Origin of the sequence: Cupriavidus alkaliphilus (genome assembly GCF_900094595.1) — a bacterium.
Lineage (GTDB): Bacteria > Pseudomonadota > Gammaproteobacteria > Burkholderiales > Burkholderiaceae > Cupriavidus > Cupriavidus alkaliphilus.
In genome coordinates this window covers 125,400-138,112 of record NZ_FMAD01000012.1, presented here as the reverse complement: position 1 = coordinate 138,112, position 12,713 = coordinate 125,400, and the positions used below count along the sequence as shown (strand labels likewise).

13 protein-coding genes are annotated in these 12,713 nt (G+C 65.6%); 10 read left to right on the top strand and 3 right to left on the bottom strand.

The genetic code is table 11. The features are described from left to right. Positions 1-12: 12 nt before the first annotated feature. From GA0116996_RS22960 to GA0116996_RS22930, 7 genes are all read left to right on the top strand, one after another. The gene (locus GA0116996_RS22960; RefSeq protein WP_092316193.1) at positions 13-651 is read left to right on the top strand and encodes a 3-oxoacid CoA-transferase subunit B; all 639 of its coding nucleotides are present in this window, start codon (positions 13-15) and stop codon (positions 649-651) included. Between the two features lie 42 nt (positions 652-693). Further along, the gene (pcaF, locus tag GA0116996_RS22955; protein WP_092316191.1) at positions 694-1,896 is read left to right on the top strand and encodes a 3-oxoadipyl-CoA thiolase; all 1,203 of its coding nucleotides are present in this window, start codon (positions 694-696) and stop codon (positions 1,894-1,896) included. A gap of 193 nt (positions 1,897-2,089) precedes the next feature. After that, positions 2,090-2,821, top strand: coding sequence for an SDR family NAD(P)-dependent oxidoreductase (locus tag GA0116996_RS22950; RefSeq protein ID WP_092316189.1), 732 nt, complete (start codon positions 2,090-2,092; stop codon positions 2,819-2,821). Positions 2,822-3,018: 197 nt separating this feature from the next. After that, on the top strand, positions 3,019-4,026 hold the full coding sequence (locus tag GA0116996_RS22945; protein WP_092316187.1) for a Bug family tripartite tricarboxylate transporter substrate binding protein: 1,008 nt from the start codon (positions 3,019-3,021) through the stop codon (positions 4,024-4,026). Between the two features lie 283 nt (positions 4,027-4,309). After that, a complete protein-coding gene (locus GA0116996_RS22940) occupies positions 4,310-4,987 on the top strand; it encodes a CsgG/HfaB family protein (protein ID WP_092316185.1) in 678 nt (225 codons plus the stop codon). A gap of 30 nt (positions 4,988-5,017) precedes the next feature. Further along, positions 5,018-5,443, top strand: coding sequence for a DUF4810 domain-containing protein (locus GA0116996_RS22935; protein ID WP_092316183.1), 426 nt, complete (start codon positions 5,018-5,020; stop codon positions 5,441-5,443). Further along, entirely contained in the window at positions 5,440-6,096 is a 657-nt protein-coding gene (locus tag GA0116996_RS22930; RefSeq protein ID WP_092316181.1) for a DUF799 domain-containing protein, read from the top strand. The genes GA0116996_RS22935 and GA0116996_RS22930 overlap by 4 nt, the downstream gene beginning before the upstream one ends. 21 nt (positions 6,097-6,117) lie before the next feature. Here the strand turns inward: GA0116996_RS22930 and GA0116996_RS22925 are convergent, their stop codons facing one another. Further along, positions 6,118-7,167 (bottom strand): phytoene/squalene synthase family protein, encoded by a 1,050-nt coding sequence (locus GA0116996_RS22925; RefSeq protein ID WP_092316179.1) that lies wholly within the window; start codon positions 7,165-7,167, stop codon positions 6,118-6,120. Between the two features lie 231 nt (positions 7,168-7,398). Here GA0116996_RS22925 and GA0116996_RS22920 point away from each other — a divergent pair, with 231 nt between their 5' ends. From GA0116996_RS22920 to GA0116996_RS22910, 3 genes are all read left to right on the top strand, one after another. Next, entirely contained in the window at positions 7,399-8,379 is a 981-nt protein-coding gene (locus GA0116996_RS22920) for a quinone oxidoreductase family protein (protein ID WP_092316177.1), read from the top strand. 56 nt (positions 8,380-8,435) lie between these two features. Then, positions 8,436-9,497 carry a beta-keto acid cleavage family enzyme gene (locus tag GA0116996_RS22915; protein ID WP_092316175.1) on the top strand — a complete coding sequence of 354 codons (1,062 nt, stop codon included), beginning with the start codon at positions 8,436-8,438 and terminating at the stop codon, positions 9,495-9,497. Between the two features lie 115 nt (positions 9,498-9,612). Then, the gene (locus GA0116996_RS22910) at positions 9,613-10,608 is read left to right on the top strand and encodes a Bug family tripartite tricarboxylate transporter substrate binding protein (protein ID WP_092316173.1); all 996 of its coding nucleotides are present in this window, start codon (positions 9,613-9,615) and stop codon (positions 10,606-10,608) included. Positions 10,609-10,642: 34 nt separating this feature from the next. Here the strand turns inward: GA0116996_RS22910 and GA0116996_RS22905 are convergent, their stop codons facing one another. Together GA0116996_RS22905 and GA0116996_RS22900 are read right to left on the bottom strand one after the other, a co-directional pair. After that, positions 10,643-11,674 carry an AraC family transcriptional regulator gene (locus GA0116996_RS22905; RefSeq protein ID WP_092316171.1) on the bottom strand — a complete coding sequence of 344 codons (1,032 nt, stop codon included), beginning with the start codon at positions 11,672-11,674 and terminating at the stop codon, positions 10,643-10,645. A gap of 189 nt (positions 11,675-11,863) precedes the next feature. Further along, positions 11,864-12,709 carry a TauD/TfdA dioxygenase family protein gene (locus GA0116996_RS22900; protein WP_092316169.1) on the bottom strand — a complete coding sequence of 282 codons (846 nt, stop codon included), beginning with the start codon at positions 12,707-12,709 and terminating at the stop codon, positions 11,864-11,866. Positions 12,710-12,713 lie beyond the last annotated feature (4 nt).

Genomic DNA, 12,713 nt, shown 5'->3' with positions numbered 1-12,713 from the left:
AGGAGAAACAGCATGCAACGCCTGACCCGCGATCAGATGGCCGCCCGCGTGGCCAAAGACATTCCCGACGGTGCCGTGGTCAACCTCGGCATCGGCCTGCCCACCCTGGTCGGCAATCACCTGCCGGCCGACAAGGAAATCCTGCTGCACAGCGAGAACGGCCTGCTCGGCATGGGCCCCGCGCCCGCCGCCGGTGAAGAGGACGGCGACCTGATCAACGCCGGCAAGCAGCCGGTGACGATCAAGCCGGGCGGCTCGTACTTCCACCATGCCGATTCGTTCGCGATGATGCGCGGCGGCCATCTCGACTTCTGCGTGCTGGGCGCGTTCCAGGTGTCGCAGCAGGGCGACCTGGCCAACTGGCACACCGGCGCACCGGGCGCCATCCCCGCCGTGGGCGGCGCGATGGACCTGGCGATCGGCGCCAAGCAGGTGTTCGTGATGATGGAGCACCTGACCAAGCAGGGCGAAAGCAAGATCGTGCCGAAGTGCACGTATCCGCTGACCGGCATCGGCTGCGTGACGCGCATCTACACTGACCTTGCCACGCTCGACGTCACCGCCGACGGCCTGGTCGCGCGCGACCTGGTCGAGGGCCTGGGCTTTGACGAACTGCAGCGCCTGACCGGCGTGCCCCTGAAGCAGGCCTGAGCGCCGGCATCGATATCCATCACAAAGAGAGAGAGACGCACCATGACCGAAGCCTTTATCTGCGACGCCATCCGCACCCCCATCGGCCGCTACGGCGGCAGCCTGTCCGCGGTGCGCGCGGACGACCTCGGCGCGGTGCCGCTGAAGGCGCTGATGGCCCGCAATGCCAACGTCGACTGGAAGGCCGTCGACGACGTGATCTACGGCAATGCCAACCAGGCCGGCGAAGACAACCGCAACGTGGCGCGCATGTCGTCGCTGCTGGCGGGCCTGCCGCAGGACGTGCCGGGCGCCACCATCAACCGCCTGTGCGGTTCCGGCATGGACGCCACCGGCACCGCCGCGCGCGCCATCAAGGCCGGCGAGGCCCACCTGATGATTGCCGGCGGCGTGGAAAGCATGAGCCGCGCGCCGTTCGTGATGGGCAAGGCCACCAGCGCGTTCTCGCGCGATGCGCAGATCTTCGACACCACCATCGGCTGGCGCTTCATCAATCCGGCGATGCGCGCGGCGTATGGCGTGGACTCGATGCCCGAGACCGCCGAGAACGTCGCCACCGACTACAAGATCAGCCGCGAAGACCAGGACCTGATGGCGCTGCGCAGCCAGGAAAAGGCCTCGCGCGCACAGGCCGACGGCACGCTGGCGCAAGAGATCACCGCGGTCACCATCGCCCAGAAGAAGGGCGACCCGATCGTGGTCGAGCGCGACGAACACCCGCGCGCTACCAGCATGGAAGCGCTGGCCAAGCTGCGCGGCGTGGTCCGTCCTGACGGCACCGTCACCGCCGGCAACGCCTCGGGCGTGAACGACGGCGCCTGCGCGATCCTGCTGGCGAGCGAAGCCGGCATCAAGCAACACGGCCTGACCCCGCGTGCCCGCATCGTCGGCATGGCCACCGCCGGCGTGGCGCCGCGCGTGATGGGCATCGGCCCGGCACCGGCAACGCAGAAGCTGCTCAGGCAACTGGGCATGACGCTGGACCAGATCGACGTGATCGAACTGAACGAAGCATTTGCCGCACAGGGCCTGGCCGTGCTGCGCGAACTGGGCGTGGCCGACGACGACCAGCGCGTCAACCCGAACGGCGGCGCGATCGCGCTGGGCCACCCGCTCGGCATGAGCGGCGCGCGCCTGGTCACCACCGCGATGTACCAGCTGCACCGCACCGGCGGGCGCTTCGCGCTGTGCACGATGTGCATCGGCGTAGGCCAGGGCATTGCGATGGTGATCGAGCGGGTTTAAGCGCGGTTGTCAGTACTACCGCTTGTTTGCTCCCTCTCGCGCTAGCGGGAGAGGGTTGGGGTGAGGGCGGGCGCATCGACGAAGTCAGTCGCTCTGGTACGCAACGTCCTGCCCTCACCCCCGGCCCCTCTCCCGCACGCGGGAGAGGGGAGCAAGACCGCAGTCCGCAGTCGTTTTGAAAGTGAGTCCGAAGATGTCCCTCCCCGTAGCCACCCTCGTCACCGGCGGCAGTTCCGGCATCGGCCGCGCCATCTGTGAAATGCTGCTGGCCGATGGCGTGACCCAGGTGGTCAATGTCGACTACGCCGCGCCGGCGTGGTCGCATCCCAACATGACCTTCTTCCAGGCCGACCTGACCGACGCCGAGGCCACCCGCGCCGCGGCGGAGCAGGTCACGTCGCGCTTTGCCGTCACGCGCCTGGTGAACAATGCCGGCGCCACCCGCCCCGGCACCGCCGACAGCGCCACCGTCGCCGACCTGGGCTACGTGACCGGCCTGCACCTGCAGGCGCCCCTGTTGCTGCTGCAGGCCTGCCTGCCCGCGATGCGCGCCGCAGGCTTCGGCCGCATCGTCAACATGGCCTCTCGCGCCGCGCTGGGCAAGCCCGAGCGCGTGGTGTACTCGGCCACCAAGGCCGGCCTGATCGGCATGACCCGCACGCTGGCGATGGAGCTGGGCGGCGACGGTATCACCGTCAATGCCGTGGCGCCGGGCCCGATCGCCACCGAGCTGTTCCGCAAGAGCAATCCGGAAGGCGCGGAGCAGACCAAGCGCATCCTTGCCAGCATCACCGTCAAGCGCATGGGCACGCCCGAGGACGTGGCACGTGCCGCGCTGTTCTTCCTGTCGCCCGACAACGGCTTCGTCACCGGCCAGGTGCTGTACGTGTGCGGCGGCACCACGCTGGGCGTTGCGCCGGTGTAAAGACCGGCCGCCTGCGCGACTCAAGCATTCAACAAGAAGAGACGTTAACCAAGCGTCACGCATGGCGGCCCGCAAACGGGCCGCCCACCGGCAGCGCGCGTGTGCGCGCTCCGTTCGGGAACGGCAATCACGCCATTCAGCACAACCTCCCGCGGTACCGATCACCGCCGGAACGATATAGCACCGGAGCATTACCGATGAGACAAGATTCCCAGACCTCCACCACGCGCCGCCGCCTGCTTGCAGCCGGCGTGGCACTGGCCACCACCATCGCCGGCTTTGCCGGCGCGGCCCACGCGCAGGGCGGCTATCCGACCAAGCCGATCACGCTGATCGTGCCGTTCTCGGCCGGCGGCACCACCGACATCCTGGCCCGCATCGTCGGCCTGCAGCTGGGCAAGGCGCTCGGCCAGCCGGTGGTGATCGACAACCGTCCGGGCGCGGGCGGCAACATCGGCGCTTCGCTCGCCGCCAAGGCCCCGGGCGACGGCTACACGCTGTTCATGGGCACCATCGGCACGCACGCCATCAACCAGTCGCTGTACTCCAAGCTGCCGTACGACCCGGTCAAGGACTTCGCCCCGATCAGCCGCGTGGCGATGGTGCCGAACCTGGTGGTGGCCAACCCGAAGGTGCCGGTCAACAACATCAAGGAACTGATTGCCTACGTCAAGGCCAACCCGGACAAGCTGTCGTACGGCTCGTCGGGCAGCGGCTCGTCGATGCACCTGTCGGGCGAGCTGTTCAACTCGATGACCGGCCTGCATATCCAGCACATCCCGTACAAGGGCAGCGCCCCGGCCGTGAACGACCTGCTGGGCAACCAGATCGGCCTGATGTTCGACAACATGCCGTCGTCGTACCCGCACGTGAAGGCGGGCAAGCTGCGCGCGCTGGCCGTGACCTCGGCCAAGCGCTCGCCCGCGCTGCCCAACGTGCCGACCGTGGCCGAATCGGGCGTGCCGGGCTATGAAGCCACCTCGTGGTTCGCGCTGTACGCCACCGGCGGCACGCCGCAAGCCATCGTCGACCGCCTCAACGCCGAAGTGGTCAAGATCCTGGCCATGCCGGACGTGAAGAAGCAGATGGCCGACCAGGGCGCCGAGCCCAACCCGGAAAAGCCGGCGCAACTGGCCGCGTTCATGAAATCGGAAACGGCCAAGTGGGCGAAGGTGGTGAAGGCTTCGGGGGCCACGGTGGATTGAGCTTCCGCCACGCGCTTGCTGTATAACGCATCGAACCGGCCCATTGGGCCGGTTTTTTTTAGCTGCATCGTCAGCCGGTGTGGCTAAGGATTTGCCGGCCCCTGCCGTAAGACAGGACTGCGCCTCATGCGACCCGGCGCGCCAGCCTGTTGATCCAGATTGATCTTCCCTTGCACGGCACGGGGTAGCATGGCGCGCGCCGCTGGCCGCGCCGCAGTGCGGGCCATGCGGCAGCGGCGCGCCTGGACCAGGGTGCCGCTCAATGACAACAGGGAGAAATCAAGTGAAGAACGTCAAATCGTGCTGCCTGCTCGGCGTGGCCGCCGCGCTGCTGCTGGCAGGCTGCGCTACCGAAACCTCGACCGCCTTGCCGGTGCAGAAAGTGGAAAGCGCCAGCCGGCCATACCACGGCGTGCGCACGCCGATTGCCGTCGGCAAGTTCGACAACCGCTCGAACTATATGCGCGGGGTGTTCTCGGATGGCATCGACCGCCTCAGCGGTCAGGCCAAGACCAGCCTGGTGACTCACCTGCAGCAGACCAACCGCTTCAACGTGCTGGAGCGCGAGAACCTGGCGGAAATCAAGCGCGAGGCGGCAATCAAGAACCAGGCGCAGCGCCTCAAGGGCGCCGACTATGTGGTGACGGGCGACATCACCGAGTTCGGCCGCAAGGAAGTCGGCGACGTGCAGCTGTTCGGCATCCTCGGCCGCGGCCGCGAGCAGGTGGCCTATGCCAAGGTCAATCTCAACGTCGTCAACATCAACACCTCGGAAGTCGTGTATGCCACCCAAGGGGCCGGCGAATACAAGCTGTCGAACCGCGAGGTGATCGGGTTTGGCGGTACGGCCAGCTACGACTCGACGCTCAACGGCAAGGTGATGGACCTGGCCATGCGCGAGGCAGTGAACAACCTGGTCAGCGCCATCGAGACGGGCGCCTGGAAGCCGGGCCCGCAATAAGCGGCAAGGTTCAACGCAACGAGAACAACAATGAAGAACACGGTCATGCTGCGCCGCGCAGCATTCATGTCAGCCGCCGGCAGTCTGCTGCTCGCCGGCTGCGCGGCACCCAAGCCCATGTATCAGTGGGAGGGCTATCAGGCCCAGGTCTACGAGTATTTCAAGGGCGAATCCAAGGAAGCGCAGATCACGGCACTGGAAAGCGGCCTGCAGAAAATCAAGGCGCAGAGCGGTTCGGTGCCGCCGGGCTATCACGCCCAGCTTGGCATGCTGTACCTGAACATCGGCAAGGGCGATCAAATGATCAAGGAGTTCCAGACCGAAAAGACCCTGTTCCCGGAATCCACGCCCTATATGGATTTCCTGCTCAGGAATGTCAACAGCGACACCCGCACGGAAATCAAGGCCGGCTCCACTGCCGCAAAGGACGTTACCGCCGCAGGGAGCACCCAATGATGCGCCGCCTTCTGACCTATGTCGCCAGCGTGGCCGTGGTCGTGCTGTTTGCCGGTTGTGCCGTGCCGGCCAAGCAGGTGGATTACTCCGCCTTCAAGTCGAGCCGGCCGCGCTCCATCGTGGTGTTGCCGCCGCAGAATACCTCGCCCGACATCAAGGCCACCTATGCCATGCTGTCGCAAGCCACGGTGCCGCTGGCGGAATCGGGTTACTACGTGTTGCCCGTGGCGGTGGTCGACGAAACCTTCCGGCAGAACGGCCTGACGGTGCCGGACGATATCCATGCCGTGCCGGCGGCCAAGCTGCGCGAGATCTTCGGCGCCGACGCCGCGCTGTATATCACCGTGACCGAGTATGGATCCCGCTATCAGATCCTCAGCAGCGTGACGCGGGTGGCGGCCAACGCCAAACTGGTCGACCTGAAGAATGGCGACGTCTTGTGGTCCGGCACCGCGGTGGCGGCCACCGACAGCTCCAGCAGCGGCGGCGGACTGATCGGCATGCTGATCAGTGCGGCCATCACGCAGGCGATGAACCACACCATGGACGCCAGCTATACCGTTGCAGGCAGCACCAGCTACCGGCTGCTGGCCGCGGGCCAGCCCGGCGGCTTGCTGTATGGGCCGCGTTCGCCCAAGTACCAGTCTGACTAAGTAGTAACGACCCGGTGCGCGTCAGCGGACGACGGCGGCGTCGATGTCCCGTCGCAGACGCGCACACCACCGGCGCAACAGTCGGTTTGACAGCACCGCCGGCAGCGAACCGGCAAGGATCCGGTAAACCGCGCTGCGCGGTAGCCTGGACGCCTTTGCCGGATCCAGCCAGTCGTCGTTGTGGACCAGGCGCAGCAAGGTCTCCATGCCGATCAGCACGGGCCACAGGCACGCCAGCCGCAGCCGGACAAAGCGCACGGGAATGGCCAGCGTGTACGCCAGCGCCTCGTCGAAGTGTTCCAGAGTCTTGCGCACCAGCTCGAACATCAGGGGCCGCGCCCGCGCCGAGGCGTCCGAACCCAGCAGGTCCGGCACGAGCAAGCCGTGCCGTTCCAGCGTTGTCTGAGGGATGTAGCAGCGGCCGATCCGCAGGTCCTTGCCGCAGTCGCGCAGCACGTTGGTCATTTGCAGGGCCTGACCGAAGCGAACGCCGCGGCGCAGCATGGTGCCGCTGTCTTCGATCGCAACCGGTACGTGTGCGATCGTCATGCACGTCCAGAACTCGCCCACGCACCCCGCAACCATGTAGGTATAGCGATCCAGCGCGTCGCAGTCGCCCAGCGCGGTCACTCGGCCGGAACCTTCGTCGGGAAACGTGCGCAGGTCGAATTCCATGCCCTCGGTCAGCGTCGACACGATCTGCCGTACCGCTTGCCGGTCGGCCGCGCCGAGCTGCGTCAGCTCGGCCAGCGCAGGCCCCACCGATTCGAGCAGCAGGCGCTCGTCTGACTGTTCCTGGTGCCCGGCCACTTGCGCCGCGATATCGCTGGCAGCAGCCGCACCCCCGGCGGTGCCGTTGATCTGCTCGCGCAATGACAACAGCAGCGCCAGCCGCCGCTGCGGCGGGATCAGGGCGGTATCGGCAATCGTGTCGGCCGCACGCGCCAGCAGGTAGGCCAGCCCCACCGGATCGCGCATGCGCGCGGGCAGCACGCGCAGCGTCAGGTAGAACGAACGCGACACGCCTTTGAGCAGCGGACCGAGGAGGAATGCCCGGCTGGTGTCGCGCATGGGTGGTGACCTGTCCCTTGAGAAATTGGCGTGGATGCGCCCGCCTGGCAAGGCCGCGGGCCGGGACATTGTACCTGCGGCGTCGCTCGCGCCTTGTCACAAAGGGGAAAGTTCCGGGCATGCAAGGGAAAGCAGAAAGTTGCCCCGGGCCAGATGATTCCATCGTCGCGAAGGACATGCAGCCATCCATCGCAGACGACACGTCATAGCAGATGGAGAAGAGGTGACAACGTGGCGAAAGTCATCAGGATTTACGAAACAGGCGGCCCCGACGTCCTCCGTTTCGAGGATGCCCGCGTGGGGAATCCGGGACCGGGAGAGGTGCGCGTCCGTCACGTGGCGGTGGGGTTGAATTTTGCCGACACCTACTTCCGCAGCGGCATCTACAAGGTTGCGCTGCCCAGCGGTATCGGCAACGAAGCCGCCGGCGTGATCGAGGCCGTCGGTGCCGGCGTCACCCATCTGGCGGTCGGCGATCGAGTGAGCTATACGGGCTTTATCCCCACCCTGGGCGCCTACAGCACTGAGCGGCTGATCTCTGCCGATCCGCTGATCAGGCTGCCGGAGGCCATCAGTTGCGAAGTCGCGGCGGCCATGACCATGCGGGGCCTGTCGGCAGCGTACCTGATGCGCCGGATCTACCCGTTCAAGGCAGGCGACTCCATCCTGCTGCATGCCGCGGCAGGAGGGGTCGGGCTGATCCTCTCGCAATGGGCCAAGCTGCAGGGACTGACGGTGATCGGAACGGTTTCCTCCGACGCCAAGGCCGAAGTCGCGCACGCCCATGGCTGCGACCACACGATCAACTACAGCCATGAGGACGTGGCCGCGCGCGTGCGGGAGCTGACCGATGGCGCGGGCGTGAACGTGGTTTTCGACAGCGTCGGCAAGGACACCTTCATGTCCTCGCTTGACTCGCTCAAGCGCCGCGGCCTGTTGGTGTGCGTGGGCTTTGCCTCGGGCCCGGTTACCGGGTTCGATCCGGCAATCCTGGCCCGCAAAGGCTCGGCATTCCTGACGCGGCCGGGCCTGGCCGACTATATCGCGGATCCCGCCGAGAAGGCGGAACTGGTCGCCGAACTGTTCGGCCACGTGGCGGCCGGCCGCATCCGCATCGGCATCAATCAGCGCTATGCGCTGGAGGAAGCCGTGCAGGCACATCGCGACCTCGAGTCCCGAAAGACCACCGGCTCATCGATTTTCGTGATTTGACCGTTTGCCCGCCTTGAATAGGGCGGATTTAACTTTCACCCTGGAGATCCACCAGCATGAACTTCCTTGACGGCCACCTGTATCCCGAGAACCAGCAGCCCCTGATCATCACCGCCGCTCCTTATGCGCCGGGCTGGATCCCGTCAGACTTTCCGGAAGATATCCCGGTCACCATGGAGGATCAGATCCAGAAGGCGGTGGATTGCTATGAAGCCGGCGCGCGCGTGCTGCATCTGCACGTGCGCGAAGCCGACGGCAAGGGCAGCAAGCGCCTGTCCAGGTTCAACGAACTGATCGCCGGGGTCCGCGCCGCCTGCCCCGAGATGGTCATCCAGGTCGGAGGCTCGATCAGCTTCGCGCCGGAAGAAGGCCAGGAAGCCAAATGGCTCGACGATGACACGCGGCACATGCTGGCCGAACTCGATCCGAAGCCCGACCAGGTCACGGTCACCGTCAACACGTCGCAGATGAACGTGACCGAACATGCCGGCGTGGAAGACTTCAAGGGGGTCTCGCGGGGATTCCCGCAGCTCTACCAGACCTACAAGGACATGGTGGTGCCCTCGAATCCCAGCTGGTTCGAGGAGCACGTCCGACGCCTGACGGCCGCCGGCATCCAAAGCGAGTTCCAGTGCTACAACATCAACAGCTTCGAGACGATCGAGCGGATGATTCGCCGCGGCGTCTACAAGGGCCCTCTGGTCATGAACTGGGTGGCGATCAGCGGCGGCATGGACCAGGCGAACATCTACAACCTGGCCAACATTCTGCGTGCCGTGCCGGACGGCGCCGTGGTCACGGTGGAGAGTTCGGTGCTCAATGTGCTGCCCATCAACATGATCGGCATGGCGTTGGGCCTGCATGTGCGGTGTGGCATCGAGGACGTGCTCTGGAACCAGACCCGCACGGGCAAGATGAGCACGGTCGAGCAGATCAGGCAACTGGTGCGCATCGCCGGCGAATTCGGCCGCCCCATCGCCACCGCGCAGCAGACCCGCGAGATCCTGCAGCTTGGGGTCTTCTACGACACCGTGGAAGAGACGCTGCAGAAGAATGGCTTTGCCCCAAATCGCAACGGTGGCCACCAGGGCTTCCTGCGCAAGGCCGAGTGCATGTAAAGAAATCCTGGCGAACGGCTCACTCGGCCCCGCCATGTGCGTTGCCCTGCCGCCAGGGCGACGCACATGGACGCAGCAACCGAGCGTCAGCAAGACAAGTACATGGAGGTAGACTATGGCATGGCGAATTCAACAGCTCGTAGCTGTCACGCTGGGCACGGGAGCGCTTCTGGCGTGGTCCGCTGCCGGCGCGGTGCAGGCGGAAGCAGGCTGGCCCACACGCCCGATCCAGATGGTCGTTGCGTCGTCGGCAGGATCGGGAACCGATGCCCTGGCACGCGTGATGGCGCAACGCCTGTCGGTCGTCCTGAAGCAACCGGTCGTCATTGAAAACCGGCCAGGCGGCAGTGGCGTCATCGGGACAAGCGCCGTAGTCAAGGCGCCGCCGGACGGATACACGATCCTGTACACCACCGCATCGAACCAGGTCGTCGCCCCGGCCGTGCTGAAGAACCTTCCGTATGACCCGAAGAAAAGCCTTGTCCCCATCGCCGAGACGGCTGAGGGTGGCGTGGTGCTGCTGGTAAGCAACGACCTGCCGGCGCACAACCTGCAGGAGCTCGTCCAACTGCTGAAGGCGAACCCGGACAAGTACAGCTACGCCAGCTGGGCCACGGGTTCTTCAGGACAGCTGACCATGGAATGGCTCAAGAAGCAGACCGGCATCAAGGCGGAGCATGTCGCATACCGGACCTCGAATCAGCTATTGACCGACCTTTCCTCGGGTGTCGTAAAAATCGGTTGGACCGACCCGGCCGCGCCCGTTCCTTTCCTTCGCGCCGGCAAGGTCCGCGCCATTGCCGTCACCGGCAACGTGCGCGCGCCAAAGCTGCCGGATGTCAAGACCATGGGGGAACAGGGCTATCCGTTCGATATGGTGGGATGGTTCGGCATGTTCGCTCCCGCGGGAACCAGCCCGACCATCGTCAAGCGGCTGGCCGACGAGGTCAACAAGGTCCAGGCGTCCCCGGAGCTTGCAACCATGATGAAGACCATGAACTTCGGGCCGCCGCCGGTGAAGACCCCGGTGCAGTTTGGCGAGACGGTCAGCCACGATCTGCAGGCCTGGGCGAAGATCGCGGCCGATGCGAAAATCCGGCTGGATGAATGAAGCGGGCTGGCCCGCGCATCCCGTTCAGGGGGCGTTATGCCTTGCTTGCAGGCGAAGGCGCCGCGGGTCGGCGCGCGATGCGGCTCTCCCTGGGGCTGCAACCGAATTGCACGTGATACCAGCGCGAGAAACCGCTTGGCGCAGAAAAGCCGAGCATCGTCGCCACTTCAGTCAGGGGACGATCGCTCTCGATGACATGGCGCGTCGCAAGTTCCGCGCGCACTTCATTGACGATGGTCGAGAAGCTCTGCCCCTCTTCTGCCAGGCGGCGCTGAACCGTGCGGCACACCACGCCCATGCTTTCGGCCACCTGCTCGATGCTGCAGCGCCCGCTGGGCAGTAGCAGCAGGACCGCGCGCCGCACGTCCTCGCGCATTGTCGTCCGCTGCGACAGGGCAGAGTGGTCGACCAGCCGCTGCGCGTAGCGCACCATCGCGGGATCGGCCCAGGGGTTGCGCGCATCGAGATCGGCCTTCGCGCAGACGATGCCGTTGAAATCGCAATTGAATTCGATGTGAGGGCCCAGGAAACGATGGTGCGCACTGAGGTCGCGCGGCGCGGAGTGTTCGAAGCATACGCGCTGCGGCTGCCAGTCGGGCTGGCGCAGCTGGCGTATCAATCGCACCATGACGCCGAGCGCCAGCTCCACCCTTTGGCGAGTCGGCTGGTGTGCACTGCCAGCAATCAGCGTCTCGCGGATGATGACAAGTTCGCCGCACTCTTCGACCGCCAGCGACTGCGCACCATTGAGCATCGGCTGGTAGCGCATCAGCATGTCGAGCGAATCACGCAGCGTCGCCTGGTCGCGGATCAGCATGCCTACCGCCCCAAGATTGGACAGCAGGCGTGACTCTGCCATGCACAACCCGAAACTCTCATTGCCCGACATGTCGGCGGAGGCCTGGAGCAGGCGACCAAAGCGCTCGACCGGAATCTTGAGGTCCGGCTCGCGAAGTACGCCCGGACTGAGCCCCGCGTCAAGCAGCATCCGCACCGGATCCAGCCCGGCTGCCCGGGCGACCTCGCTGTAGTTGGTGAGCGCTGCTGCGCGCACAAGTAACGACATCTGGAACGGGCGCAGAAAATTGACAGCCCATGATAAATAGCCGCCATGTCTTGTCAAGCGAGGATAACCCCCGACGTTCCTCGTGTCGGAGCCGCCGCACGGCGCAAGGCCACGCGTGACAGCCGACGTTCACTTCGACGTCTTGCGCACTGCCGGCGGCGCGCAGGTACTTGCCTGCGAGCGTGCGCATCAGCAGGGGATATCGCCGACGATGCCGGCGCGCTCCAGCTTGCGCGGTGCAGGGTAGTAGTCGTTCACGGCATAGTGCTGCGTGCTGCGGTTGTCCCACACCGCCACATCGCCCTCCTGCCAGGCCCAGCGCACCTGGTACTCGGGAATGGTGGCGCGGCTGGTCAGGTAGTTGAGCAGCAGCGAGGCGCCCGGCGACTTGTCGATGCCGTGGCGCACGTTTTCCGGGGTGCTGTAGTTGGTGAAGTGCGTCGTGAACGAGGCACCGACAAACAGGATCTTCTCCCCGGTCTCGGGATGGGTACGCACCACCGGATGCTCTACCGGCGGATGTTCGCTGGCCAGCCTGGCACGGTCTTCGGGAGTCATGACCGCGCCGAAGCTGTGCTCGATGCTTGCCCTGGCGCGCAGGCCGTCGATCTTCCGCTTGATCTCCTCGGGCAGCTCTTCGTAGGCCTTCGCCATGTTGACCCAGATGGTGTCGCCGCCGATCTCCGGACATTCGATGCAGCGCAGTACCGCCCCCATGGCCGGGTTGGGCCGCCACAGGCCGTCGCAGTGATAGCTGTTCTCGTAACTGTGCGGGTTGTCGCTCCGGTAGACCTTCACGAGGCCCGGATGTTCGGGAACACTACCGACCACCGGATGGTCTTCCAGCTTGCCGAAGCCGCTCGCGAACGCCACGTGATCGGCGCGCGAGATCTCTTGCCTGCGAAAGAACAGCACCTTGTGCTTGAGCAGCGCCGAACGGATCTCGGCGAAAAGCGCCGGATCGCGTGCCGCGGCGCCAAGGTTGACGCCAGAAATCTCGGCGCCGATGGCGGGGGTGATTTGCCTGATCTTCATTGCT